25 protein-coding genes are annotated in these 25,034 nt (G+C 64.2%); 14 read left to right on the top strand and 11 right to left on the bottom strand.

Annotated features, from left to right (window positions below):
• Positions 1-121: 121 nt before the first annotated feature.
• From smc to JQ558_RS19240, 7 genes are all read left to right on the top strand, one after another.
• Positions 122-3,586 (top strand): chromosome segregation protein SMC, encoded by a 3,465-nt coding sequence (gene smc / locus JQ558_RS19210; RefSeq protein WP_212294566.1) that lies wholly within the window; start codon positions 122-124, stop codon positions 3,584-3,586.
• A gap of 135 nt (positions 3,587-3,721) precedes the next feature.
• Positions 3,722-4,726, top strand: coding sequence for a small ribosomal subunit Rsm22 family protein (locus JQ558_RS19215; RefSeq protein ID WP_212294567.1), 1,005 nt, complete (start codon positions 3,722-3,724; stop codon positions 4,724-4,726).
• A gap of 209 nt (positions 4,727-4,935) precedes the next feature.
• Positions 4,936-5,496 carry a LemA family protein gene (locus JQ558_RS19220; protein WP_212209282.1) on the top strand — a complete coding sequence of 187 codons (561 nt, stop codon included), beginning with the start codon at positions 4,936-4,938 and terminating at the stop codon, positions 5,494-5,496.
• A 33-nt stretch (positions 5,497-5,529) separates the two neighbouring features.
• Positions 5,530-6,729 carry a M48 family metallopeptidase gene (locus JQ558_RS19225; RefSeq protein ID WP_212294568.1) on the top strand — a complete coding sequence of 400 codons (1,200 nt, stop codon included), beginning with the start codon at positions 5,530-5,532 and terminating at the stop codon, positions 6,727-6,729.
• Between the two features lie 157 nt (positions 6,730-6,886).
• Entirely contained in the window at positions 6,887-7,645 is a 759-nt protein-coding gene (locus JQ558_RS19230; protein ID WP_212209277.1) for a hypothetical protein, read from the top strand.
• A gap of 59 nt (positions 7,646-7,704) precedes the next feature.
• Positions 7,705-8,373 carry a hypothetical protein gene (locus JQ558_RS19235; RefSeq protein WP_212033234.1) on the top strand — a complete coding sequence of 223 codons (669 nt, stop codon included), beginning with the start codon at positions 7,705-7,707 and terminating at the stop codon, positions 8,371-8,373.
• 92 nt (positions 8,374-8,465) lie between these two features.
• Positions 8,466-8,798 carry a GIY-YIG nuclease family protein gene (locus JQ558_RS19240; RefSeq protein WP_212274018.1) on the top strand — a complete coding sequence of 111 codons (333 nt, stop codon included), beginning with the start codon at positions 8,466-8,468 and terminating at the stop codon, positions 8,796-8,798.
• Between the two features lie 42 nt (positions 8,799-8,840).
• On the opposite strand, the gene JQ558_RS19245 is transcribed toward JQ558_RS19240, so the two are convergent.
• Entirely contained in the window at positions 8,841-9,380 is a 540-nt protein-coding gene (locus tag JQ558_RS19245) for an adenine phosphoribosyltransferase (protein ID WP_212294569.1), read from the bottom strand.
• Positions 9,381-9,521: 141 nt separating this feature from the next.
• Complete coding sequence (locus JQ558_RS19250; RefSeq protein ID WP_212294570.1) at positions 9,522-11,684, bottom strand: anthranilate synthase component I; 2,163 nt, start codon at positions 11,682-11,684, stop codon at positions 9,522-9,524.
• Positions 11,685-12,029: 345 nt separating this feature from the next.
• Here JQ558_RS19250 and JQ558_RS19255 point away from each other — a divergent pair, with 345 nt between their 5' ends.
• Positions 12,030-13,040, top strand: coding sequence for a VOC family protein (locus JQ558_RS19255; RefSeq protein WP_212294571.1), 1,011 nt, complete (start codon positions 12,030-12,032; stop codon positions 13,038-13,040).
• Positions 13,041-13,179: 139 nt separating this feature from the next.
• Here the strand turns inward: JQ558_RS19255 and JQ558_RS19260 are convergent, their stop codons facing one another.
• The 5 genes from JQ558_RS19260 to petA form a co-directional block, all read right to left on the bottom strand.
• Positions 13,180-13,350, bottom strand: a complete 171-nt coding sequence (locus JQ558_RS19260; RefSeq protein ID WP_212294572.1) for a hypothetical protein — start codon at positions 13,348-13,350, stop codon at positions 13,180-13,182.
• A 35-nt stretch (positions 13,351-13,385) separates the two neighbouring features.
• Entirely contained in the window at positions 13,386-14,282 is an 897-nt protein-coding gene (locus tag JQ558_RS19265; RefSeq protein ID WP_212294573.1) for an NAD-dependent epimerase/dehydratase family protein, read from the bottom strand.
• 174 nt (positions 14,283-14,456) lie between these two features.
• On the bottom strand, positions 14,457-15,131 hold the full coding sequence (locus JQ558_RS19270) for a dienelactone hydrolase family protein (protein WP_211999025.1): 675 nt from the start codon (positions 15,129-15,131) through the stop codon (positions 14,457-14,459).
• 277 nt (positions 15,132-15,408) lie between these two features.
• Entirely contained in the window at positions 15,409-17,481 is a 2,073-nt protein-coding gene (locus JQ558_RS19275) for a cytochrome c1 (RefSeq protein WP_212209267.1), read from the bottom strand.
• A 65-nt stretch (positions 17,482-17,546) separates the two neighbouring features.
• Positions 17,547-18,077 carry a ubiquinol-cytochrome c reductase iron-sulfur subunit gene (gene petA / locus JQ558_RS19280; protein WP_212209265.1) on the bottom strand — a complete coding sequence of 177 codons (531 nt, stop codon included), beginning with the start codon at positions 18,075-18,077 and terminating at the stop codon, positions 17,547-17,549.
• A gap of 278 nt (positions 18,078-18,355) precedes the next feature.
• On the opposite strand from petA, the gene JQ558_RS19285 reads away from it, so the two are divergent.
• From JQ558_RS19285 to JQ558_RS19310, 6 genes are all read left to right on the top strand, one after another.
• A complete protein-coding gene (locus JQ558_RS19285) occupies positions 18,356-18,826 on the top strand; it encodes a tRNA (cytidine(34)-2'-O)-methyltransferase (protein WP_212294574.1) in 471 nt (156 codons plus the stop codon).
• 21 nt (positions 18,827-18,847) lie between these two features.
• Complete coding sequence (gene queE / locus JQ558_RS19290) at positions 18,848-19,480, top strand: 7-carboxy-7-deazaguanine synthase (protein WP_212209293.1); 633 nt, start codon at positions 18,848-18,850, stop codon at positions 19,478-19,480.
• Between the two features lie 32 nt (positions 19,481-19,512).
• Positions 19,513-19,878 carry a 6-carboxytetrahydropterin synthase gene (locus tag JQ558_RS19295; RefSeq protein WP_212274013.1) on the top strand — a complete coding sequence of 122 codons (366 nt, stop codon included), beginning with the start codon at positions 19,513-19,515 and terminating at the stop codon, positions 19,876-19,878.
• 4 nt (positions 19,879-19,882) lie between these two features.
• Positions 19,883-20,770 carry an oxygen-dependent coproporphyrinogen oxidase gene (gene hemF / locus JQ558_RS19300; RefSeq protein WP_212274011.1) on the top strand — a complete coding sequence of 296 codons (888 nt, stop codon included), beginning with the start codon at positions 19,883-19,885 and terminating at the stop codon, positions 20,768-20,770.
• Positions 20,761-21,513 (top strand): HAD family hydrolase, encoded by a 753-nt coding sequence (locus JQ558_RS19305; protein ID WP_249119315.1) that lies wholly within the window; start codon positions 20,761-20,763, stop codon positions 21,511-21,513. Before hemF ends, JQ558_RS19305 begins: the two co-directional genes overlap by 10 nt.
• 201 nt (positions 21,514-21,714) lie before the next feature.
• Positions 21,715-21,975, top strand: a complete 261-nt coding sequence (locus JQ558_RS19310; RefSeq protein ID WP_212209259.1) for a YodC family protein — start codon at positions 21,715-21,717, stop codon at positions 21,973-21,975.
• 64 nt (positions 21,976-22,039) lie between these two features.
• On the opposite strand, the gene JQ558_RS19315 is transcribed toward JQ558_RS19310, so the two are convergent.
• Genes JQ558_RS19315 through JQ558_RS19330 form a run of 4 tightly spaced genes read right to left on the bottom strand, consistent with a single transcriptional unit; the run spans position 22,040 to position 25,026 of the window.
• The gene (locus JQ558_RS19315; protein WP_212294575.1) at positions 22,040-22,810 is read right to left on the bottom strand and encodes a TSUP family transporter; all 771 of its coding nucleotides are present in this window, start codon (positions 22,808-22,810) and stop codon (positions 22,040-22,042) included.
• Between the two features lie 10 nt (positions 22,811-22,820).
• Complete coding sequence (locus JQ558_RS19320) at positions 22,821-24,092, bottom strand: CCA tRNA nucleotidyltransferase (protein WP_212274008.1); 1,272 nt, start codon at positions 24,090-24,092, stop codon at positions 22,821-22,823.
• Positions 24,089-24,367 (bottom strand): DUF6111 family protein, encoded by a 279-nt coding sequence (locus tag JQ558_RS19325; protein ID WP_212274006.1) that lies wholly within the window; start codon positions 24,365-24,367, stop codon positions 24,089-24,091. The genes JQ558_RS19320 and JQ558_RS19325 overlap by 4 nt, the downstream gene beginning before the upstream one ends.
• A complete protein-coding gene (locus tag JQ558_RS19330) occupies positions 24,364-25,026 on the bottom strand; it encodes a CoA pyrophosphatase (RefSeq protein WP_409363283.1) in 663 nt (220 codons plus the stop codon). The genes JQ558_RS19325 and JQ558_RS19330 overlap by 4 nt, the downstream gene beginning before the upstream one ends.
• Positions 25,027-25,034: the final 8 nt, after the last annotated feature.

Here is a 25,034-nt window from a genome sequence, read left to right on the forward strand (position 1 = left end):
GCCTCGCCATTGTCGCAGGCCATAAGAGCCGCAACGCGCGACTCGTCCACACACCGACATTGCCTTCTATGGTATTGTCACGGCAGGGAGATTCGCGCCCGGCCAACAGAGAATCGTGTTCATGAAACTCACGCGCCTCCGTCTTCATGGTTTCAAGTCGTTCGTTGAACCCACCGACTTCATGATCGAGCCGGGTCTCACCGGTGTGGTCGGGCCGAACGGCTGCGGCAAATCCAATCTGGTCGAGGCACTGCGCTGGGCGATGGGCGAGACCTCGCACAAATCGCTGCGCGCCGCCGATATGGATGCGGTGATCTTCGCCGGTTCCGGCAACCGTCCGGCGCGCAACCACGCCGAAGTGGTGATGACGATCGACAATGCCGATCGTTCGGCGCCGGCGGCAATGAACGACCGCGAGATTCTGGAAATTTCCCGACGCATCGAACGCGAAGCGGGCTCGGTCTATCGCATCAACGGCCGCGACGTCCGCGCCCGCGACGTGCAGATCCTGTTTGCGGATGCCGCCACCGGCGCGCGTTCGCCGGCGCTGGTCCACCAGGGCAAGATCGGCGAAATCATCCAGGCCAAGCCCGAACAGCGCCGCCGCGTGCTGGAAGATGCCGCCGGCGTCGCCGGGCTGCACGCCCGCCGCCATGAAGCCGAATTGCGGCTGCGAGCGGCTGAGACCAACCTCACCCGCGTCGAGGACGTGATCGGCCAGCTCTCCGGCCAGGTCGACGGGTTGAAGAAGCAGGCGCGCCAAGCGATCCGATTCCGTGAAGTCGCCGCCAAGGTGCGCAAGGCCGAGGCTACATTGTTCCACCTGCGCTGGCTCGAAGCCAATACCGACGTGGCGGAAGCGGCCCGCACCCATGACCTCAACGTGCGCGAGATGGCTGAACGGACCCGTGAACAGGCCGAAGCGGCCCGTATCCAGGCGATCCGCGCCTCCGAACTGCCGGCGCTGCGCGACGGCGAAGCCCGCGCCGCGGCCGGACTGCAACGCCTCACCAATGCGCGCGAGTTGCTCGACCGCGAGGAAGAGCGCGCGAAAGAGCGCGTCGCCGAACTCGACCGCCGCCTGACCCAGTTCACCGCCGACATCGCGCGCGAACAGCAGCAGACCTCCGATGCCGAAGTCGCATTGCAGCGGCTCGACACCGAAGATTCGGAAATCAAGGAAGAGATCAAGTCGCGCGTCGAGAAGCGCAGCGGCGTCGATGAACGCGTCTCCGAAGCGGAAGCGACGCTCGCCGCCGCCGAGCGCATGTTCTCGGAACTGACGACGGTGCTGGCCGATCTCACCGCCAAACGCAATCAACTCGAGGCTGGCGTGCGCACCCATCGCGACCGCCTCGCGCGGCTCGACCAGGAAATCGCCAACGTCCAGAGCGAGGAGCAAAAGCTCGCGCAGGAAACCGGCAATCTCGGCGACCTCGACGCGCTTGCCGGCGCGATGGAGACCGCGCAGGAAACGCTGGCCGCTTCCGAAGCCGCGGCGCAGGCCAACGAGGCCGGCCATGTCGCGGCGCGCGCACGGCTGGAAGCGTCCCGTTCGCCGCTGGCGGAAGCCGACAAGCGCGTGCAACGGCTGGAGACCGAAGCGCGCACGATCTCGAAGCTGGTCAATGGCGAGACCAAGAATTTGTGGCCGCCGATCATCGATGGCGTCACCGTCACCAAGGGCTACGAGAAGGCGATCGGCGCCGTGCTCGGCGACGACCTCGATGCGCCGATCGATCCCTCCGCGCCGATGCGCTGGACCAATGCGGGCGCAACCTTCGACGATCCGGCGTTGCCCGCGGGCGTCGAAGCGCTTGCCGCCCATGTCGAAGCCCCGACCGAACTGGCGCGGCGTCTGGCGCAGATCGGCGTCGTTGCCAAGGAGCGCGGCGCGGAACTGGTGTCTCAACTCAAGACCGGCCAGCGGCTGGTGTCGCTGGAAGGCGACGTCTGGCGCTGGGACGGCTTTGTTGCCGCCGCCCACGCCCCGACCGGCGCCGCACGGCGTCTCGCCGAACGCGCCCGCCTGGTCGATATCGAGAACGAACTGGAGCAGGCCCGCGCAGATGCTGCCGCCAAGCGGCAGGCGCTGGAAGGCGCCGAGAGCGAATTGAAGGCGGCATCGGGCGCCGAGTCTGCCGCCCGTGACGCCTGGCGTGCCGCGCAGCGCGAGGCCGATGCCGCGCGCGAACGCCATGCCGCAACCGAGCGCGAAATCAACCGCCACGCCGCACGCAAAGCGACGCTGACGGAAGCCCATACTCGCCTCGCCGCCGACCGCGCCGAAGCTGACGCCGCGCACGAGAACGCCAATGCGGCGCTGGCCGAGCTGCCGCCGAGCCTCGAGACCGAAACCAGGCTCTCCACGGTTCGCACCGACATCGAGGGCCATCGCCGCTTCGCAGCCCAAGTGCGTGCCGAAGCGCAGGCGCTGGCGCGCGAGGCTGAACTGGCCGACCGCCGTGTGCAGGCGATCCTCGCCGAGCGCACCGAATGGCAGAACCGCAAGCAAAGCGCGGCCTCGCAAGTCTCGACCATCGAAGCCCGCGTCACCGAAGTGACCGCAGAGCGTGCCGAGCTCGAAGACGCTCCGGCGCTGTTCGCCCAGAAGCGCCGCGCGCTGATCAGCGAGATCGAGTCCGCCGAAAGCGCGCGCCGCGTCGCCGCGGATGCGCTGGCCGCCGCCGAGAGCGTGATGGCGGAGACCGACCGCGAGGCAAAGGCTTCGCTGGAAGCGCTCTCCAGCGCCCGCGAGGCGTGCGCCCGCGCCGAGGAACGCATGGACGGCACCAGGCGCCGTCTCTCCGACATTGAGCGCGAAATCCACGACATGCTCGAGGTCGAGCCGCATGCCGTGGCTGGTCTCGCCGAGATCGAGCCGGGCGCGGAATTGCCGCCGCTCGCCGAGATCGAGGAAAACCTCGAAAAGCTGCGCCGCGACCGCGAGCGGCTCGGCGCGGTCAATCTGCGCGCCGAGGAAGAACTGCGTGAAGTCGAGACCCAGCACACGGCATTGACCACCGAACGCGACGACCTGGTGGAAGCCATCAAGCGGCTGCGCCAGGGCATCCAGAGCCTCAACAAGGAGGCGCGCGAACGGCTCCTGACCTCGTTCGAAACCGTCAACGAGCACTTCAAGCGGCTGTTCACCGAATTGTTCGGTGGCGGTGAAGCCGCCTTGCACCTGATCGAGAGCGAAGATCCGCTGGAAGCCGGCCTCGAAATCATCGCCAAACCGCCCGGCAAGAAGCCGCAGACGCTCTCACTGCTGTCGGGTGGCGAGCAGGCGCTGACCGCGCTGGCTCTCATCTTCGCGGTGTTCCTCACCAACCCGTCGCCGATCTGCGTGCTGGACGAAGTCGACGCGCCGCTCGACGACCACAACGTCGAGCGGTTCTGCAACCTCTTGCATGAAATGACGTCCTCGACCGAAACCCGCTTCATCATCATCACGCATAATCCGATCACGATGGCGCGGATGAACCGGCTGTTCGGCGTCACCATGGCCGAACGCGGCGTCTCGCAACTGGTCTCGGTCGGCCTCGACGATGCCGTGAAGATCCTCGACCAGCACGTGGCGTGAGATTGCGCTTTCGCCGCGACACCCAATGATGTCATCATCCGCGAAAGCGGATGATCCAGTACGCCGCGCTGCCCCTGATTATCGCAGCCGTCCCGGCGTACTGGATGCCCGCCTTCGCGGGCATGACAAGCAGAGATGACCTCACCCGACCTCCCCGCCGAACTGAAAGCCGCGCTTGACGCCAAGCTGCGCGGTTTTTCGCGCAATGACGCGGCGGAACGCTCGGCGTCGATCTCGAAAAATTACCGCGACGGCGGCGGCTCCGGCACGATCCGATCCGAGACCGACGCACTGGCCTATGCGCTGGCGCGGATGCCCGCGACCTATGCCGCGGTCACAGCAAGCCTGAATGCGCTCTGCGACGCCCGGCCGGACTTTGCGCCCAAAACCCTGCTCGACATCGGTGCCGGACCGGGCACGGCGAGCTGGGCGGCGGCGGAAGCATTTGCCTCGCTGCGAGGCTTTACCCTGCTCGACGCCAACGACGCGTTGCGCAAGCTGGCGCTCGATCTCGTCAGCGAGAGTTTTCGCCTGCGCGAACTCCATTACGAGCGGGGCGAAGCCCGCAACGCCCTGATCAAGGCTGATGCCGCCGACCTCGTCGTCGCCAGCTACATGATCGGCGAACTCAGCGCCGCCGAACAAGGTGCACTCGCCATGCTGATGTGGGAAAAGACCCGCGACACGCTGCTGGTGGTCGAGCCCGGCACGCCGGCGGGCTATGCGCGGATCATCGCGCTGCGCGAGCGCTTGATCGCGGCCGGCGCGCATGTCGCCGCCCCCTGCCCGCACGACGGAACATGTCCGCTTCAAGCACCGGACTGGTGCCATTTCACCCAACGCCTGCAACGCTCGCGCGCGCACAAGCAGGTCAAGGGCGCCGAGCTGCCATACGAAGACGAACGGTTCGCCTATGTGGCGCTGACGCGCGCGCCGTTAGCGGAGCGCCCGGTCCGGGTGTTGTCGCAGCCGGCCATCTCCAAGGTCGAAGTCATGGCCAAGCTCTGCACCCCGGGCGGTCTCGTCATCAGCCGGACGCCCCGGCGCGCCAAGGCGGATTACGCCGTTGCCCGTCGCTGGCGCTGGGGCGATGCGGTGGCGGAGCAAACGGGTCGTCCCGGCGAAGGCCGGGACCCATAGCCCCCGGCGCTAATCGTTAAGCGTTGGTCAGAGTGCTCCAACGAAAGGCCGCAGCGTATGGGTCCCGGCCTTCGCCGAGACGACGAAAGCTTGAACTTATCCATCGCTCGTTTCGACTAAACGAAGCCCCCACGTCGCGGCGGGCTGCCGCACGCCCCGGTTTTCGTCTAGGTTCCACACTTTCTTCGCCTCATCAGGAGTTGCCTGCCATGTCGACGAGCTGGATCGTTATCGGCGTCATTGTCATTCTCGTGTTGTTCGCCATCGGCGCGTATAACCGCCTGGTCGCGCTGAGCCAGCGTGTCAGCCAAGCTTTTGCCGACATCGACGTGCAGCTCAAGCAGCGCCACGACCTGATTCCGAACCTGGTCGAGACCGTAAAGGGCTACGCCAGCCACGAGCGCGGCACGCTCGACGACGTCATCAAGGCCCGCAACTCCGCGATGTCGGCGCAGGGGCCGGCGCAGATCGGCGCCGCCGAGAACCAGCTGAGCGGCGCGCTCGGCCGCCTGATCGCGCTGTCGGAGGCCTATCCGGACCTCAAGGCCAACGCCAATTTCCAGCAGCTCGCCGGCGAACTGTCCGACCTCGAAAACAAGATCGCCTCGAGCCGCCGCTTCTTCAACAACGCGGTCCAGGAATACAACACCGGCATCCAGCAGCTGCCCGCCGCGCTGTTCGCCGGCATGTTCGGCTTCACCAAAAAGGAATTCTTCGATCTCGGCGCCAGCCGCACCGAAGTCGAGGTCGTGCCGACCGTAAAGTTCTAACGGCCGCGACATTCCAGCGAGAAGCAGCACATCATGGCCGCGTACGGGCTCTACACGCATATCGTATCGAACAAGTTCCGTTCGATGCTGCTGCTCGCCGGCCTGTTCCTGCTAATCTACGTGCTGGTCTATGCCGGCGCGCTGCTCGCCGAAGTCGTGATCCGCAGCGACCGCTCGGTCGATTATTATTTGCGGGCCGCAGCGCGCGATCTGGTCACGGCCTTTCCCTATGCGACAGGCATCGCCGCGCTCTGGATCGTGATCGCCTATTTCTTCCACCAGAACATGATCGACGCCGTCACCGGCGGCGAGGACGTGACGCGAAAGCAGCAGCCGCGGCTCTATAATCTCCTGGAAAACCTCTGCATCTCGCGCGGCCTTCCGATGCCGAAGCTGAAGGTGATGGACAGCCCGGCGCTGAACGCATTCGCGAGCGGCCTCAACCGCCGGCAATACGCCATCACCGTCACCACAGGGCTGCTGAGGACGCTCAACGATCAGGAGATCGAGGCGGTGCTGGGCCATGAGCTGACCCATATCCGCAACGGCGACGTGCAGCTGATGGTGATCGCGGTCATCATCGCCGGCGTGGTCGGCTTCTTCGGCGAATTGTTCTTCCGGATGTTCACCAATTTGTCGTGGAATTCGTCCGGCGGATCGTGGTCATCCTCGTCCTCGCGTTCATCGTCCTCTTCGTCCTCGGACAGCGACAACAAGAGCTCCGGCGGTGGTGCGATCATCGTCGTCATTATCGCGGTTGTGCTGATCCTGCTGGCCTGGCTGCTGTCGCAGGTGGTCAAACTGGCGCTGTCGCGGTCGCGCGAATTGCTGGCCGACGCCGGCTCGGTCGAACTGACCAAGAACCCGGACGCCATGATCACGGCGCTGCGCAAGATCGAAAATCGGGGCGAGCTTCCCGGCGCCACCTCGGCGGTGATGGAACTGTGCTTCGACAATCCCCGCGAGGGATTTGCCGATCTGTTCGCGACCCATCCGTCTGTGGAGTCGCGGGTCAAAGCGCTGGTGCAGTACGCCGGCGGCCGCGATCCCGGCCCGCTGGCCCTGCCTGACGAGGCCGACGACGAGCCGGAGAATCAGGCGGAACCGCAGTCGGCGGATCAGCTGCCGCCCCCGGTCCCTCACGGTCCGTGGAGCGATGCCGCAGCACCCGCGGGCCTGCCGCAATCGACACGACAGGGTTCTCGCTGGGGACCCTGGGGCCGGCACAGCTGAGCCTCGGTACGGCGACATTAACGAATTACCTACGAATAACGCCGGTGCGGGCTCCAGGAATTGAATTCTCCCTTGTTTCTGCCATGTTCGCGCCCAAACAGGTATATGGGGACCTACCGATCGCTCCCGCGATCGGGGGCGCGTAGTAGGAAATTCCATGGCAAAGCCAGTCGTGATTGTGGTCGGCGCGGACAAGGGCGGGGTCGGCAAGACGACCGTGTCGCGAACGCTGCTGGATTATTTCAGCGCCAATAACGTCCCGACCCGGGCGTTCGACACCGAGTCGCCGCGCGGCACGCTGAAGCGCTTCCACCCCGACATCACCCAGATCGTCGATATGACGACGACCGCGGACCAGATGAAGATCTTCGACACGCTCAATGCCGGAACCTCGGTGACCGTGATCGACGTGCGCGCCGGACTGCTGTCGCCGGCGCTGGCCTCACTCCGCGACATCGGCTTTCTCGATGCCGCCAAGGCCGGCCAGATTACCTTTGCCGTGTTCCATATCCTGGGACCCTCGATCGCCTCGCTGGACGAAATCGCCGAGACCGCCAATTTCATGCAGGGCGCCAAATATTACCTGGTGAAGAACTTCATCAACGACACCCAGTTCTTCCAGTGGGACCAGGCGACCTACAATTCCTATTTCCACCGCATCAAGGATGCCACCGAGCTCACGATCCCCAAGCTCAACGAAATGGCCTATGAGCAGGTCGAGGTTTCCTCGGTGCCGTTCCTCAAATTCGTCGCCAACAAGGGCACCAGCGACGAAGCCGCGAACTATTCGTTCGTGCTCCGCGGCTATGTCCGGCACTGGCTCGCCAATGTCTGGAGCGAGTTCGACCGCATCAAGCTGACCGACCTGGTCGGCGGCGGCAGCGGCAAATCGAGCACCCGCAGCGGCGAAAAATAATCGCGCAAGGTGCGCGATGGGGCTGGATTAGGCGGAAAAATCGCCTGATATAGCGCGTGATGAGCCCCACGTCCGTCTACATCATCTGCTCGCCCCGCCCGCTGGTCGGCAAGACGCTGATCGCGCGGCTGCTCAGCGAATTCCTGCTGCTGAAGAACGGCACGGTGATCTCCTTCGACATCAATCTGAAGGAGCCCTCGCTGCTGGAATATCTGCCGCGCACCACCGAGACGGCCGACGTCATCGACACCTTCGGCAAGATGCAGCTGATGGACCGCCTGATCGTCAATGACAGCGTCGCCAAGGTCATCGACCTCGGTTTCCACGCCTTCGACGAGTTCTTCAAGATGATCGATGAGATCGGCTTCATGAAGGAAGCCGTGCGCCGCGGCGTCGCGCCGGTGATCCTGTTCGTGGCCGATACCGACCGCGCCTCGGCCACCGCCTACCACATGCTGAAGCAGCAAATTCCCGCGAATGCGCTGATCGCGATCGACAATGAGCACGTGGTGCGCGGCGAATTGCCCGCCGCGATGGAACGGGGACGCGTGCTCCGGATATCGGCGCTGCCGGTGTTCCTGAAGACCTATATCGACCGGCTGACCTTCTCCTTCACGGGCTATCTGCGCCAGGAAAAGGATTCCTCGACCGAACTGCATCAATGGATCCGCAGGAATTACACCAGTTTTCGGGAGCTGGAACTCAGCCTGATTCTGCAGCGGTCGTGAGGCCGGCCTCGACAATATTACCCGGGTAATATTGACCTGATCTCACCTGGCTGCTATCGCCTTCCCCGACAGCAACCCGCCCAAGGCCTCCGGTGACATCAGACAGAAAAGCCGCCATCGCCGCCTACAAGGAGCGGAAGACCATCGCGGGGATTTTCGTGATCCGCAGCAAGGCCTCGGCCGAGCAATGGGTCGGTCAGGCCCCTGACCTCGAAAAGATCCAGAACCGGATCTGGTTTTCGCTGCGCCAGGGCAGCCACACCTGCCGCAGCCTGCAGGCGGCATGGACCACGCATGGGCCCGAAAATCTGACCTTCGCGGAATGCGAGCGGTTGGAAGAGGAAGAGACGTTCTACATCAGGGACGCGCTGTTGAAAGAGCGTCTGAAGCACTGGCGCACGCAACTCGGCGCCCAGGCGGTTTAATCAAGTGTCGTCCCTGCGATCGCTCAGATGCGCAATTGCGCATCAATGCCCTTCGAACGCCATCAGTGTTCGTACCGGCACGTCCATCGCCCGCAGCTTGTCGGCGCCGCCCAGATCAGGCAGGTCGACGATGAAACAGGCCGCGACCACATTGGCGCCGATCTGGCGCAGCAGCTTCACCGCGCCTTCCGCGGTGCCGCCGGTGGCGATGAGATCGTCGACCAGGATGACCCGCTCGCCGGGCTGCACGGCGTCGGCATGCATCTCCATTTCATCGAGGCCGTATTCCAGCGAATAAGCGATCCGCACGGTGGTGTGCGGCAGCTTGCCTTTCTTGCGGATCGGCACGAAGCCGGCGGAGACCTGATGCGCCACCGCGCCGCCGAGGATGAATCCCCTCGCCTCGATGCCGGCGACCTTGTCGATCTTGCTGCCGGCCCAGGGCTGCACCAGTTCATCGACCGAACGGCGGAACGCGCGCGCATCCGCGAGCAGCGTGGTGATGTCGCGGAACAGGATGCCCTTCTTCGGGTAATCCGGAATAGTGCGGACGGTGGCCTTCAGGTCATGTTCAAACGTCATCGGTTTCTCTTTTCCTCTTCGTCATTGCGAGCCACCCGGTCGGCGCGCAGCGCCGCCGGATGACAGGCTCCGCGAAGCAATCCATGGCCGCCAAGGGGTGGATTGCTTCGTCGCAAGTGCTCCTCGCAATGACGTCCCCGTTCAATTCGTAACATGCAGCCGGAACGCGTTCTCGACAATACGCAAACCCACCTCGCCGCCGAGCGACATCAGCGATTCCGGATGAAACTGCACGCCGCCGACCGGCAGGGTCTTGTGTTCGATCGCCATCGCAACCCCATCCTCGGTGGTTGCGGTGACCTGCAACACGTCGGGAACGCTGTCGCGCTCGACATAGAGCGAGTGATAACGGCCGATCACGATCTCATTGGGCAGGTTCTGCATCAGCCGCCCGCCCCGCACCTGGACCCGCGACGGCCGGCCGTGCGCGGGCTGGCCGAGTTGCCCGAGCTGGCCGCCGAAATATTCGCCAATTGCCTGCACGCCGAGGCAGACGCCGAAGATCGGCAGCTTCTTCTCCAGCGCCGTTCCTATGGTTTTCGAGATCCCGAAATCCTCGGGCCGGCCGGGACCCGGCGACAGCACCAGCAGATCCCAGTTTTTCTGGTTTAGCATCTGCTGCGCATGAACATGCCGGACCACGGTCACGGACGCGCCGACCTGCCGGAAATAATCCGCCAGCATGTGCACGAAGCTGTCGTCGTGATCGATCAACAGCACCTTCTTGCCCGAGCCGGTCGCGTCAGGCGCGAACGCCGACAGCGGCTTCGGCGGATCGCCGCGCAGCGCCTGGAACAGGGCGGCCGCCTTGACCTGGCATTCCCGGTCTTCGGCGGCGGGATCTGAATCGAACAGACAGGTCGCGCCGACGCGCACTTCGGCGAGCCCATCCTTCATCCGGATGGTGCGGATGGTAAGCCCGGTGTTGATGCTGCCGTCGAAATTCACAGCGCCAATGGCGCCGGCATACCAGCGCCGGGACGAGCGCTCATTGTCCTCGACGAACTGCATCGCCCATAATTTCGGCGCACCCGTCACCGTCACCGCCCAGGCGTGGGTCATGAACGCATCAAGCGAGTCGAAGCCGGGGCGCAAAATGCCTTCGACATGGTCGACGGTGTGGAACAGCTTTGAGTAGGTCTCGATCTGGCGCCGCGCCAGCACCTTGATGGTGCCGGGGACGCAGACGCGCGCCTTGTCGTTGCGGTCGACGTCGGTGCACATGTTGAGCTCGAATTCGTCTTTTTCCGAATTCAGCAATTGCCGGATTTGCTCGGCATCGCCGATCGCGTCGACACCGCGCGCGATGGTGCCCGAGATCGGGCAGGTCTCGACCCGCCGTCCGTCGGAGCGCACGAACATTTCCGGCGAGGCCGCGACGAGAAACTCGCCCTCGCCGAGATTCATCAACGCGCCATAGGGCGACGGGTTGATGCGGCAGAGCCGCTGGAACACTTCGGCGGGCGAACGCTCGCACGGCTCGGCGAATAACTGCCCGGGCACCGCCTCGAACAGATCGCCGCGCGCGAATGCGGCGCGTGCGGTCTCAACCGTCGCCTGGTATTCGCCGGGCGCGTGATCGGCAAAACCCTGCCGCGGCGTCTTGGTGTAGACGCTCTCGGCGGTGTCGCGCGGCAGGCCGGCGGTGGATCTGCCGTTCCAGGCGAAATCGTAACTCAGCACCACGCCACGGCCGGTGGCGCGGTCATAGGCGAGCAGGCGATCCGGCACATACAGCACGATGTCGCGCTGGTCGGCCTCGCGCGCGCGCTTCTGCACGAGGTCCTCGATCTGAAATACGAGGTCGTAGGCGAAGGCGCCGAAAAGGCCGAGCAGCGGATCGTCATTGGCGGTGAAGCTCGCCACCAGATCGCGCACCAGCGACATCACGCTGGCGCGTCGGGTGCGCTGGTCTTCATCGACAGGCGCGGGGCCCCGGATGATATGGCCGGCGAGACGCGACGCGCTCTGCTCGGTGACGACGACGCAAGGTTCGCGCAGGACCTCGCCGAGAAAGGCGATCAGCACCTCGCCGCGCCCGTTCAGCGCGCTGAGCGCGAAATTCGCGCCCTCGGTTTCCAGCACCAGCGGCGGATCGGAAAAACCGAGGTCAAAGCTCTCGTAGCGGCCCGGCACCGTGGTGCCCGAAGACAGCACCACGCCACGGCGGCGGTCGAGCAGGTCGATCAGGTCATCGAGCCGCTTGGCGTCGCCGGAAAATTGCTCGACGGTGCGCGAGATCGCAAGACCAGTGGCGGTCCGGTATTCGCTGTGCTCGGGCAGGGAGAAGACGGTCCTGTTCATGTGATCCTCTTACGAAACTTGGTGAGGGAACGCCACACAGGACAAACGAAGGGCAAATAAACAAACCGCCGGTCGCACTGCGATGGCGACCTTCGACGATTGTTAAAATGAAATCGCACCGGCCACCTCTTTAAGAGGTGCGCCACCAAAGACGGGATGGGCGGACGGCGGTGCTCATGTCGCTTAATCACCATCCGCCGCGAGCGATGTCAAGGGAGGCCCCGGCGCCCTGGCCTGCCCAGCCGGCTATCTTTTGGGGTTTGAAACGGCCAAAATCCGCGTAGCATCCGGCCCAAGCGGCGGCGGCAACAACGCCCGAAAACAACAGGCAGGCGGAGGCAAGGGATGGCATTGCTGGGTCTGGGATACGCGGGCTTCGGATCGGATGCGCTGGAGGACTGGCGCCAGTTCGGGACCTCCCTGGTCGGCCTGCAGGCGGTCGAGCGCGGCAACTCGCTGCTCGCCTTCCGGATGGACGACCGCAAGCAGCGCATCGTCATCGACCGCGCGATGGGCGAAGGCGCGCGCTTCTTCGGCTGGGAAGTCGCCGACGCGGCGGCGTTGGACCAGCTCGCCGCCCGGCTCGAACAAGCCGGCATCACCGTCACGGTCGAGCCGCAGACGCTGGCCGATGCCCGGCGCGTGCGCGGCCTGATCTCGTTTCGCGATCCCGGCGGCAACCGGCTCGAGGCGTTTTACGGCGCCGAGATCGACGAGACGCCGTTCAGTCCGGGCCGCTCGATCTCGGGCTTTCGCACCGGTCCGCTCGGCCTCGGACATGCCGTGCTGACCGTCGAGCACATCGATCCGATGATGGCGTTCTATGTCGACGTGCTCGGCTTCGGGCTTTCCGACTACATCGAAAAGCCGTTCCGCGCCTATTTCTTTCACGTCAACGCGCGGCATCACAGCCTGGCGCTGATCGAGACCGGCAGGAACGGCATGCATCATCTGATGGTGGAATTGTTCTCGCTCGACGATGTCGGGCAATCCTACGACATCGCGATGATGCAGCCCGACCGCGTCGGCGTCACGCTCGGCCGCCACACCAACGATTTCATGACCTCGTTCTACGCCAGGACACCGTCGTCCTTCATGATCGAATGCGGCTGGGGCGGCCGCGAGATCGATCCTTCGACATGGCAGCCGGTCGAAATGCATCATGGCCCGAGCCTGTGGGGACATGAACGGGTCTGGCTGCCGCCGAAAGACCGCGAGACCGCGCGCCAGATGCGGATGCAAGCCGCCACCGAGGGCCTGCGCGCGCCGGTGCAGGTGATGGAAGGCAATTACCAGCTGATGTCCGGCACGTGCGCGTGGTGGGACGGGGTGCGGGGCGATGCCGGCTCCTCATAACGGATGTCGTCCCTGCGAACGCAGGGACCCATACGCCGCGGCCTCTGTTGCTGAAAGAGGAAGATAGCGACCAGCCTGCAAAACAATTATCGCTGGTGGCTATGGGTCCCTGCGTTCGCAGGGACGACAGAGCTATAGTTCACAGACCACACCTCTCCCAAAGTGCGGCCATCTCCTCATCGCTCGCGAACTCTCCGAGTTCGGCCTGTTCCAGCCCCTCCAGCACCGCCGACCGATGCGCTTGCGGCACGGCGAACGCACCTTCGCCGACCGCGATCGGTTCTTGGTCTGGCTGGATAGTTGGTACCATTCGAACTCACCCTCCGATCCACGCCGGGTTGCCTGCTACCGATAACAGCCTTGCTCGATCTCCTCGATCAGGCTGCGCGCCTGCGGCTTCCAGCCGAGCTGCCGTGCCCGCACCGCACGCACGCGGCTGTTGGATGCCATCGTGTTTTCAGCCGTGCCCTCGCCCCATTCGGCGACCGCCTCTTCCATCGACATTGCCGATGGCGGTCCAGCAAAACCCAGCATGCGGTTGATGGCTTCGCAAACCTCGCGCATCGAATCCTCGCCATTCTCGGCGAAGTAGAACGCGCCGGCTGGCGCCTTCTCGATCGCGAGCGCATAGAGCGTCACGAGATCGTCGATATGAACGTTCGACCAGATATTCTCGCCGGGACCGGCATGGGCCGCGTTGCCGCGTTTTTTCGCGAGCTTTATCAGGAAAGGTACCTGCACGCTGTCGCGTCCCGCCCCATGGCCGATGCCGTAGATCAGGCTCGGGCAAATGATGACGGGACGGCAGCCCTTGTCGCGATAGGACAGGATCAATTCGTTCAGCGCGACCCGCGCCGCACGCGCAGGCGATGGCGTAAACGGCGTGTCTTCATCGAACACCGCATCGGAGCGCTGGCCCCTGGACTGTGTGCCGATGATGCTCGAACCCGAGGTATGGATGAACGGCTTGCCGCTTCCGGCCAGCGCGCCAAGCAGGGCATCTACGACGCCCTTGTGATCAGCACTGGCCGCATTGATGACGATGTCGGCGGCGCGCGCCGCCTGCGCCAGGATTTCTGCGTCATCCAGCGTTCCCGATAACGGCTCGATGCCGCGGGCGCGCACCGCATCGGCCTTTTCCGGGGAACGAACCAGGCCGGTGACCTGATGTCCGGCGGCCACGAGATGAGCCGCCACCGATCCGCCGATATAACCGGACGCGCCTGTGCAGAAGATTTTCATTCTCAACCTCTATCTATCGTCATTGCCTGCAACAAACGCGAAGCGTTTGTGCAAGGGAGCGAAGCGGACGAAGCATCCATAGCGCCGCAAGCCGAAACATGGATTGCTTCGCGGAGCCTGTCATCGGGCGGCGCTTCGCGCCGACCCGTTGGCTCGCAATGACAAGGAGACGTCTTACCCTAGATGCTTCCTGAAAAACTCCGTAGCGCGGCCCCAGGCGAGCTCCGCGCACTGCCGGTCGTGCACCGACAGGCGCTGTTCATTGCCAAAGCCGTGCTCGGCGTCATAGCGGAACAGCTCCAGCGACTTGCCCGCTTCCTTCATCGCCTTTTCGAAACCGTCGACCAGCGCCGGCGTGCACCAGTCGTCCTTGTTGGCGAAGTGGCCCTGCAGCGGAATTTTCACGTCCGCCGGTTTTGCCGCCTGCTCGGGCGGGATGCCGTAGAACACCACACCGGCCGTGAGCTCCGGAATCTTGGTGGCGCCGATGATGGTGACGGCACCGCCGAGACAAAAGCCGGTCAGGCCGACCTTGGCGCCGTTCTTGGCGAGATATTGCGCGGCGCCGCGCACGGTCTGCGTCGTCGCATCCATGAAATCCAGCGAGTTCATCTCTTTGCCGGCGGCGTCCGTGTCGTGATACGGCACCACCGTGCCCTTGTAGAGATCCGGCGCCAGCGCGTCGAAGCCGGCCGCCGCGAAGCGGTCGCACATGCCCTTGATCTGGTCCTGCAGCCCCCACCATTCCTGGATCACGACCACGCCCGGCGCGTTGCCGCGCGCCGCATTGGCGAGATAGCCGGCCGCGTCCTTGCCGTCGGGACGCTTGAAAGTGATGCTGGTTCCCATGAGGTCCTCCGTATTTTTTGGGAGCGATTGGCGGCCATTTTGTCCGCAGTGGGGTCAGGAAGCAATCGGGTTGCGCAGAACTCGTGCCCCCGCATGCTGCGCAGCGCGCCGCGTTCGGCGTGGCGCGCTGCTGATCCGGGGGCCCATGACACCGCATCGAAAAGCGTGGGTCCCGGCTCTGCGGTGCATCGTGAAGAACGCTGCACCGCTTCCGGGACACGAACCCAACAAAAAAAGCCCCCGCAGGGGCTTTTCCGAATTGCGATGAACCCAGCGCTTAGTGCGCGTTGGCCCAGACCTTCTTCTTGGTGAAGTACAGCAACCCCGTGAGCAGGATCAGGAACACGAACACCTGCAGACCGAGCCGCTTGCGCGCCTCCATGTGCGGTTCCGCGGTCCACATCAGGAACGTGGTGACGTCCTTGGAGTACTGCGCGACGGTGGCCGGCGCGCCGTCGTCATAGGTCACCTGGCCGTCACTGAGCGGCTTCGGCATCTTGATGGCGTGGCCGGGGAAGTACTTGTTGTAATAGGAACCTTCTGGAAGCGAGAAGCCGGCTGGCGGCTTGTCTTCATAGCCCTGCAGCACGGCCGAAACGTAATCCGGGCCCTGCTCCTGGTACTGGGTGAAGAAGTCGACCAGGAACTGCGGAAAGCCGCGCGGGTAGGAACGCGCCTTGTTGATCAGCGACAGGTCCGGCGGAAACGCGCCGCCATTGGCGGCCCGCGCCGCATTCTCGTTCGGGAACGGTGACGGGAAATAGTCGGCCGGCCGGCCCGGCCGCTCGAACATCTCGCCCTTGTCGTCCGGACCGTCCTTGACCTTGTAATCGGACGCGAACGCTGCCGCCTGCGCCACCGAATAACCGGGACCGCCGGCTTCGGCGAGGTTGCGGAAGGCGATGTAGGACAGGCCGTGACAGGACGCGCAGACTTCCTTGTAAACCTTCAGGCCGCGCTGCAGCGCGCCGCGATCGAACTTGCCGACCGGGCCAGCGAACGACCACTTGTTTCCGGGCGGTTTTTCCTGGCCCTCCGCCGCACGAGCATGCTGCATGCCGCCGGCCAACAACCCGCCGGCGACGAGGAGCGCAAGCACCGTCGAAACCATCGGTGTCGACTTGCTTCCGGTCTTGGCCAGCACGTCGTCGGCGATCGAATTCGGCACCGGCCGCGGCGTCTCGATCCGGCTCAAGAGCGGCAGCAGGATCAGGAAATAGGCGAAGTACATGAAGGTCAGGATCCGGCCGGCGACCACGTAGATGCCTTCGGCGGGCTTGGAACCGAGCCAGCCCAGCAGCAGACAGACGACGACGAAGACCCAGAAGAACTGCTTCGCCAGCGGGCGATACTTCGAGGAGCGGGTCTTCGCGTTGTCCAGCCAGGGCAGGAAAGCCAGGATCAGGATCGCACCGAACATCGCCACCACACCGGCGAGCTTGTTCGGGATCGAGCGCAGGATCGCGTAGAACGGCAGATAGTACCATTCCGGCACGATATGCGGCGGCGTCACGCCGGGATTGGCCGGGATGTAGTTGTCGGCTTCGCCGAGATAGTTCGGCATGTAGAAGATGAACCAGGCGAAGAACAGCAGGAAGCAGGAGACGCCGAACGCATCCTTGATGGTGGCGTAGGGCGTGAAAGGCACGGTGTCCTTTTCGGTCTTGGCCTCGACGCCGGCCGGATTGTTCTGGCCCGCAACGTGCAGCGCCCAGATGTGCAGCACGACCACGCCGGCGATCACGAACGGCAACAGATAGTGCAGCGAGAAGAAGCGGTTCAGCGTCGGATTGCCGACCGAATAGCCGCCCCACAGCAGCGTCACGATGCTCTCGCCGAAATACGGCACGGCCGAGAACAGATTGGTGATGACGGTGGCGCCCCAGAAGCTCATCTGGCCCCACGGCAGCACGTAACCCATGAAGCCGGTCGCCATCATCAAGAGGTAGATGATGACGCCGAGGATCCAGAGGATTTCGCGCGGCTCCTTGTACGACCCGTAATACAGGCCGCGGAACATATGGATGTAGACGGCGAAGAAGAACATCGAGGCGCCGCAGGCGTGCATGTTGCGCAGCAGCCAGCCGTAGTTGACGTCGCGGACGATCAGTTCGACCGATTTGAAGGCGAGATCGGCATGCGGCGTGTAGTGCATCGCCAGGATCACGCCGGTCACGATCTGCAGGGCCAGCATCATCGAGAGGATGGCGCCGAAGGTCCACCAGTAGTTCAGGTTACGCGGCGTCGGATAGGCCACGAACGAGGAATGGACGAGACCCATGATCGGGAGACGCCGTTCGATCCACTTCAAGGCGGGGTTGGTCGGCTGGAAATCGGATGGTCCGCTCATTGATGCGATCCTGAGGAAGTAAAACGACGCGACGGATTAAGGTCCCGGACGGGCGTCCGGGGGCCTTAGCCGATCTGGATTTTGGTATCGGAAACGAACGTGTAGGGCGGCACCGGCAGGTTGGTCGGCGCCGGGCCCGAGCGGATGCGGCCCGAGGTGTCGTACACCGAACCGTGGCAGGGGCAGAAGAAGCCGTCGTAACTGCCCTCATGGGCGATCGGGATGCAGCCGAGATGGGTGCAGATGCCGATCACGACCAGCCACTGGTCATGGCCCGCCTTGACGCGTGCCGAGTCGGGCTGCGGATCGGGCAGGCTCGACAGCGACACCTTTTGTGCCTCTTCGATCTGCTTCTTGGTGCGGTGGCTGATGTAGATCGGCTTGCCGCGCCAGAACACCTTGATGTCCTGCCCTTCGGCAATCGGCGTCAGATCGACCTCGATCGGCGCACCGGCCGCGATCGTCGAGGCGTCCGGGTTCATCTGGGCAACGAGCGGCCACACGGTGGCAGCGGCGCCTACGGCGGCGACGGCCCCCGTTGCAACAAAAAGAAAATCACGGCGTGTCGGATGGTCCGCCGAAGACGCTGTCGTCACGATTCCAAGCCCTTTCTCATCTGCAGCCAGCGGAACCGCCCCGGAGACGCTGGAATCGCGCCCGAAAGTGGCTGCCGGCGCCCGCGGCCCCCGCGGCGGCAGAAAGACCACTTTTCCCGGCCAATCCGGGCGGAACAAGCAGTCCAGAATCGTTCTATTGGCACCCTTGCCGTAAGAGCGCAAGCCCGCTATCGGCTCGCAAGCGTGCAATGCACTAAATCCGCGTCGAGCTGTGATTATTCAGTCATTTCATCAGGGCTTCACGGGGCGTCAACATCATGCAGATTGCGCTATTCCAGCCCGATATCCCCCAGAACACCGGAACGATTCTGCGCCTGTGCGCGTGCCTGGATGTCGCGGCCCACATTATCGAGCCCGCGGGCTTTCCGGTGTCCGACCGGCATTTCCGCCGCTCCGGCATGGACTATCTCGACCATGTCGCTATTACACGCCACGACTCATGGTCAAAATTCGAACAATGGCGTAACGACGGGGGTTTCCGGCTGGTCCTGTTTACGACCAAGGGGGCCGGTTCCTATCTGGAGTACCGCTACCAGCGGGACGACGTCCTGCTGTTTGGGCGGGAATCCGCAGGGGTCCCCGACGAGGTCGCCGGCGTCGCCGATGCACGGCTGGTGATCCCGATCAAGCCGGGCCTGCGGTCGCTCAACGTCGCGATGGCGGCCGCCATGGCACTGGGCGAGGCGCTGCGGCAAAACCGGTTCCAAAACTTGATTGAGAAGGCTTGATCGGGACCTGATGGAGAGATGGTGAGTTACGCGGTCAAAGAGATCTTTCTGACCCTGCAGGGCGAAGGCGCGCATGCCGGCCGTGCGGCCGTGTTTTGTCGTTTCGCCGGCTGCAATCTCTGGACCGGCCGCGAACAGGACCGTAGCTCCGCCACCTGCAAATTCTGCGACACCGATTTCGTCGGCACCGACGGCACGCTGGGCGGCCGCTATGCCTCGGCCGATGAGCTCGCCGACACCATCGCCGCGCAATGGACCGGCGCCAACAACAACTGCTACGTCGTGCTGACCGGCGGCGAGCCGCTGCTGCAGGTGGACACGCCGTTCATCGACGCGCTGCATGCGCGCGGCTTCGAGATCGGCATCGAAACCAACGGCACCATCGAGCCGCCCGAGGGCATGGACTGGGTCTGCGTCAGCCCGAAAGCCGGCTCCGATCTCGTGGTGCGCCGGGGCCATGAATTGAAGCTGGTCTATCCGCAAGCGGATGCAGCGCCCGAGCAATTCGAAGGTCTCGCCTTCGAGCGCTTCTCGCTGCAGCCGATGGATGGACCCGACGTGGTCGAAAACACCGCACGCGCGATCGACTATTGCCTGCAGCACCCGCAATGGCGACTCAGCCTGCAGACACACAAGACACTCGGTATCAGGTAGTACTGGCATCAGATAGGATTTGAGCTTTCACAATGTGGGAACTGACGAAATCGTTTCGCTTCGAGGCCGCACATTCGCTGCCGGGAACGACCTTTGGCGCTGATAGTGAAGAGATTCACGGCCACTCGTTTCGCGCCGAAGTGACCATGCGCGGCACGCCCGATCCCGCCACGGGGATGGTGCTCGATCTCGGCCTGCTCGAACGCAGCATGGCGGAGGTCCAGAAGGCGCTCGACCACAAGCTCCTCAACAAGGTCGAGGCGCTCGGCCCGCCGACCCTGGAAAACCTGTCCCGCTTCATCTGGGAGCGGGTCCAGCACGCCGGAAAGATCACCCGCGTCAGCGTTCACCGCGACAGCTGCAACGAGAGCTGCACCTATTACGGTCCGCAAGGCTAGACCGATGGACGTCACCGTCATCGAGGATCGCAAGGCGCGGGCGCGGGGCTGGTTCGAAGCGCTGCGCGACGACATCTGCGCGGCCTTCGAGCGGCTCGAAGACGACGCACCCGCCTCACTCTATCCCGGCACCGCGGGACGCTTCGTGCGCACGCCGTGGGACCGTGCCGACCATACCGGCAAACCCGGTGGCGGCGGCGTGATGTCGATGATGTACGGACGGTTGTTCGAGAAAGTCGGCGTGCATTGCTCGACGGTGCATGGCGAATTCAGCCCCGAATTCCGCTCGCAGATTCCGGGCGCCACCGATGACCCCAGGTTCTGGGCATCCGGCATCTCCGTCATCGCGCATATGCGCAACCCGCACGTTCCTGCCGTGCACATGAACACCCGCTTCGTGGTGACGACGAAGACGTGGTTCGGCGGCGGCGCCGACCTGACGCCGGTGCTCGACCGGCGCCGCAGCCAGGAAGACGCCGACACGATCGCCTTTCACGCGGCGATGAAGCAGGCATGCAGCGGGCCGAACGGCGCTGCCGATTATGACCGATACAAGAAATGGTGCGACGAATATTTCTACCTGCCGCATCGCAAGGAAGCGCGCGGCATCGGCGGGATTTTCTATGATCACCACGATTCAGGTGACTGGGATGCCGACCTCGCTTTCACCCAGGACGTCGGCCGCGCCTTCCTGAAAATCTACCCCGAACTGGTACGGAAGAATTTCGACACCTCCTGGACACCGGCCGATCGCGAGGAGCAACTGGTGCGCCGCGGACGCTACGTCGAATTCAACCTGCTCTATGACCGCGGCACCACCTTTGGCCTGAAGACCGGCGGCAATGTCGATTCAATCCTGTCGTCGATGCCCCCCGAAGTGAAATGGCCCTGACCAGAATGGCCCTGAACAAGATGACACAGCTGCCTCGCGCCATGCTGATCGACATGGACGACACCATCCTGTCGGCCTATGGCCGCCCCGAGATCGCCTGGAACAATGTCGCGGCGGAATTTGCCGATGAGTTGGGCGCCATCACATCGCAACAGGTCGCCGCGGCGATCGTGGATTCCGGCCGGAAATTCTGGGCCGCGGCCTCAGCCGAATGGCGGCTGAAGCTCGAGGAGGCCCGACATATCGTGGTCGGCAACGGATTTGCAGCGCTTGCCGCCGCCGGCCACGCGCCGCTGTCGCAGGATCTCGCCGCACGGCTCGCCATCCGGTTCCATGCCTACCGCGAGGAAGAGATGTTCGTCTTCCCCGGCGCGCATGACGCGATCGACGCGCTGAAGGCGCACGGGGTGAAGCTGGCACTGGTGACCAACGGCGCCGCCGGTCCGCAGCGCGCCAAGGTCGAACGTTTCGCGCTGTCGCACAGGTTCGATCACATCCAGATCGAGGGCGAGCACGGCTTCGGCAAACCGGAAGAGCGCGCCTATCTGCACGCGATGGAGGCCCTCGGCGTCACCGCGCCCGAGACCTGGATGATCGGCGACAATCTGGAATGGGAAGTCGTGGCGCCGCAGCGCCTCGGCATCTACGCGATCTGGATCGACGTACACGGCGACGGCCTCCCCGCGGATTCAACGATCAAGCCCGACCGCATCATCCGCTCGCTGACCGAGTTGCTGCCTTAGAGCGTTTTCGAGCGGCGCATGCCCTCGGACTTGATCCGGGGGTGTGGATACCGGTTCGTGTGAAGAAAACGCGTCAAAACAAGAGTCTAGAGCTTCGGTTCCACCGCGCAAATCTCCACCGCGAAAACCGCCGGCCGTGATCGGCCTGTCATGACCGATCGCTAGCCTGCCCATCGCGTCAATCAGCGCGGAGGGTAGATCATGGAATTGAAGCCAGGCGATGTTGTTATCCTGAAATCCGGCGGTCACCCGCTGACGGTGGCCGAGGTCAACGACGACACGGTCGAGTGTCTGTGGATGGGCGGCGAAGGCGATCTGTTTCGCGAAACGCTTCCCAAGGCCGTGCTCGAATCCGCCGAAATCGATGATGCGGAAGATGAGGACGAGGATGAAGACGAGAGCGAAGACAACGAAGATGAGGACGACGACCACAAGAAGAAAAAGAGCAAGAAGGTAGCGTAAAGCACTCCTGCGATACCGCCGGGTCAGGATGCCCGGCGGTATCGTTTTTCCAACCGACCGCGTTCTAACCGATGAGAGACCGCGCGGCGGTTGAGATCATCACCACGCCGCCGGTGATGACGGCGGCGTCGAGGATCGCGGTGTGGACATGCACCGGCATGCGCTCGACAAAGGCCTTGGCGAGGAACGCGCCGGGAAGCGAGATCGCCCCGATCAGGATTGCAAAGGCGAGCACCTGCGCGGTGACGGCGCCGGCCAGGCCAAACACCGAAATTTTGATGATTGAGGTCGCAACCGAGATCACGGCGTCGGTGGCGATTACGGCTGCGCCTTCGAGGCCGACAGCCATCAACAGCGACAGCAGGATCACGCCGGAGCCCGAGGTGCCGCCGACCACCACGCCATAGCCGACCGCGCCGGCGCCGAGTCCGGCGTCGCTGATCCTGATATCGCGGCGCTTGGCAAAACGGCGCAGCGGCACGCTCAAAATCAACATGCTGCCGATCACCAGCGCCGCGCCGGCACCGGACAGCCGCGTATAGCCGTAAGCGCCGAGCGCCGTGGTCAACGCCGCGGCCGATATCACGATCAGCGCGCGGCGGCGGTCGGCATAGCGGACATAAGCGACGAAGCGGCTGATATTGGTGAAGATCGAGGAGATCGCGATGATCGGCACCACTGGCTCGGCGCCGATCAACGGCACCAGCACCAGCGGCATCAACGCGCCGGTGCCGTAGCCGGCAAGGCCGCCGACCACGGAAGCAAACAGCGCCACGCCGGCGACCAGCAACAGCTGCACGATCGAGATGTCGGCAAAGCTTGCGAGAATATTCACGGATGCCGTTTCACAGCCGGTGGTCGCGGGTGAAGCGGGCGACGGTCTGGTCGGCAATGGCCGACAGCGCGGGTTGATCGAGCGGAAAATCCGCCGCCAGCCAGGCGTCCTCCGCCAGTGTCAGCACGTGGCCGAGCGCCGGGCCCTCGGCAATGCCGCGCGCGATGAAATCAGCCGCCTTCAGCGGAAACTTCGGTGCGCTCCAGCGCTGCGGCAGGGTGGCAAATTCACGCCAATAGGCGGCGCGATTGTCAGCGAAGTCCTGGCTCCCCCCTGAGCGCGCCCAGGCCAGCAGCAGCCGATCACGATATTGTTCCTCGCCGAGCCGGTAGAGCCGCCGCCGTGCCCTCGCCTCGTCCATGTCGGCAAGCCGCCACCAGCGGTGACCCATGGAATCCAGCGCCTTGGCTTCCGCGTTGGTGAGACGCAGCCGCGCCGCGACACGTTTGGCGTCCTCGGTTACCGCCACCGACAGCGCGCCAAGCCTGCGTACCGGGCTCGGCGGCAGCCCCAGCATACGCTCCGCCGATATCATCGCAGCCATGGGTCCCGTGTAGGTGACGCCGCCGAAGATCGCTTGCAGAAGACCGGCATCCCCCATCGCGGTGACGGCAACCAGCGCGCCCTCGGCGACCATGATCTTCAACATTTCCATCCGCACACGTTCGGCGGAGAGACTGGCCAGTCCCGCACGCCCGCCGATGCAGGCGAGATAGCCTTCGCGGTCGGGCGCGCCCACGCCATAGACGGCGTTCATGCGGAAGAACCGCAGGATGCGCAAATAATCCTCGGCGATGCGCTGGCCGGCGTCGCCGATGAAGCGCACGCGACGAGCTGCGATATCGGCGAGCCCGCCGACATGATCGTGCACGACGCCGTCGGCATCGACGGACAGGCCGTTGATGGTGAAGTCGCGCCGCTCCGCATCGCGAACCCAGTCGCGGCCGAACGCGACCTTGGCCTTGCGGCCAAAGGTCTCGGTATCCTCGCGCAAGGTCGTGACCTCGAACGGAACGGCGTCGACCACCAGCGTCACGGTGCCATGCTCGATGCCGGTCGGCACGCATTTGATGCCCGCCGCCTTGGCGCGACGCGCCACTTCATCAGGCAGCGCTGTGGTGGCGATGTCGAGATCGCCGGACGGGATGTTCAGAAGCGCGTTGCGGACGGCGCCGCCGACCACGCGGGCTTCCTCGTTGTTACCGTTGAGCAGCGCGAGCACACGGGCAGCCGGTCCTGATTTGAGCCAGGGTGTATCGGCGAGCACGCGCACCTCGCTCATTTCCCCGCTCCAGGCTTATCTGTCCCCGGAACGAGCTTGCCGTTCTGGATATGGGCGGGAACGTAGGTCGAATCCGGCTCCCCCCCTCTGAAATGCGCGAGCAGGACGAAACTGGTGATCACCAGCAACAGCGACCCCAGCACGAGCTTGGCGACGAGATGCGCCGGCCAGGAAGATTTCGCCAGCACGCCGGAACGGGTTGCGATCAGGAACAGCGCATAGGCCGCGAACGGGATCAGGAAAATTGCAAGTTCGGTCAGTACCGGACGGATCATGCGAGATAAATCCGCTCGTACAACACCCGCAGGATGCCGGCAGTCGCGCCCCAGATGTAACGTTCGGCGAACGGCATCGCGTAATAGGAACGCTCCATGCCGCGGAATTCCTTGGAGTGGATCTGGTGGTTTTCCGGGTTCATCAGGAACGCCAGCGGCACCTCGAAGGCGTCAACGACCTCGCCCTCGTTGATGTCAAGTTTGAACCCGGGCTTCACCCGCGCCACCGTCGGCAGGATGCGAAAGCCGAATGCCGTGCCATAGAGATCGAGGTAGCCGATCGGCTCGATGAAATCGCGCTTCAGTCCGACTTCCTCGTCGGCCTCGCGCAAGGCAGCATCCATCGGCGAAGCATCGGTTGCATCGATCTTGCCGCCGGGAAACGAAATCTGGCCGGCATGGCTGCTCAGATGCTCCGAGCGCTGCGTCAGCAGCACCGTCGGCTCCGGATGATCGACCACCGGGATCAGCACCGCCGCTGGCCGCACCGGCTGTTCCTGGGCGATGATCTCGAGCATCCGATCATTGCCCTCGTCGCCGGTTCTGGGAATGATGTTCGGATCGATCAGGCCGGGCGGGACGTCGAAGTTCAGCCGCGCCTTGGTCCGCGCGAAGAATTCCGCCGAGCTGACCGCAGCCGGTTCCAACTTCTTCAGCATCGGCTCGT

It is taken from the genome of Bradyrhizobium sp. AUGA SZCCT0160, assembly GCF_018130105.1.
GTDB lineage: Bacteria > Pseudomonadota > Alphaproteobacteria > Rhizobiales > Xanthobacteraceae > Bradyrhizobium.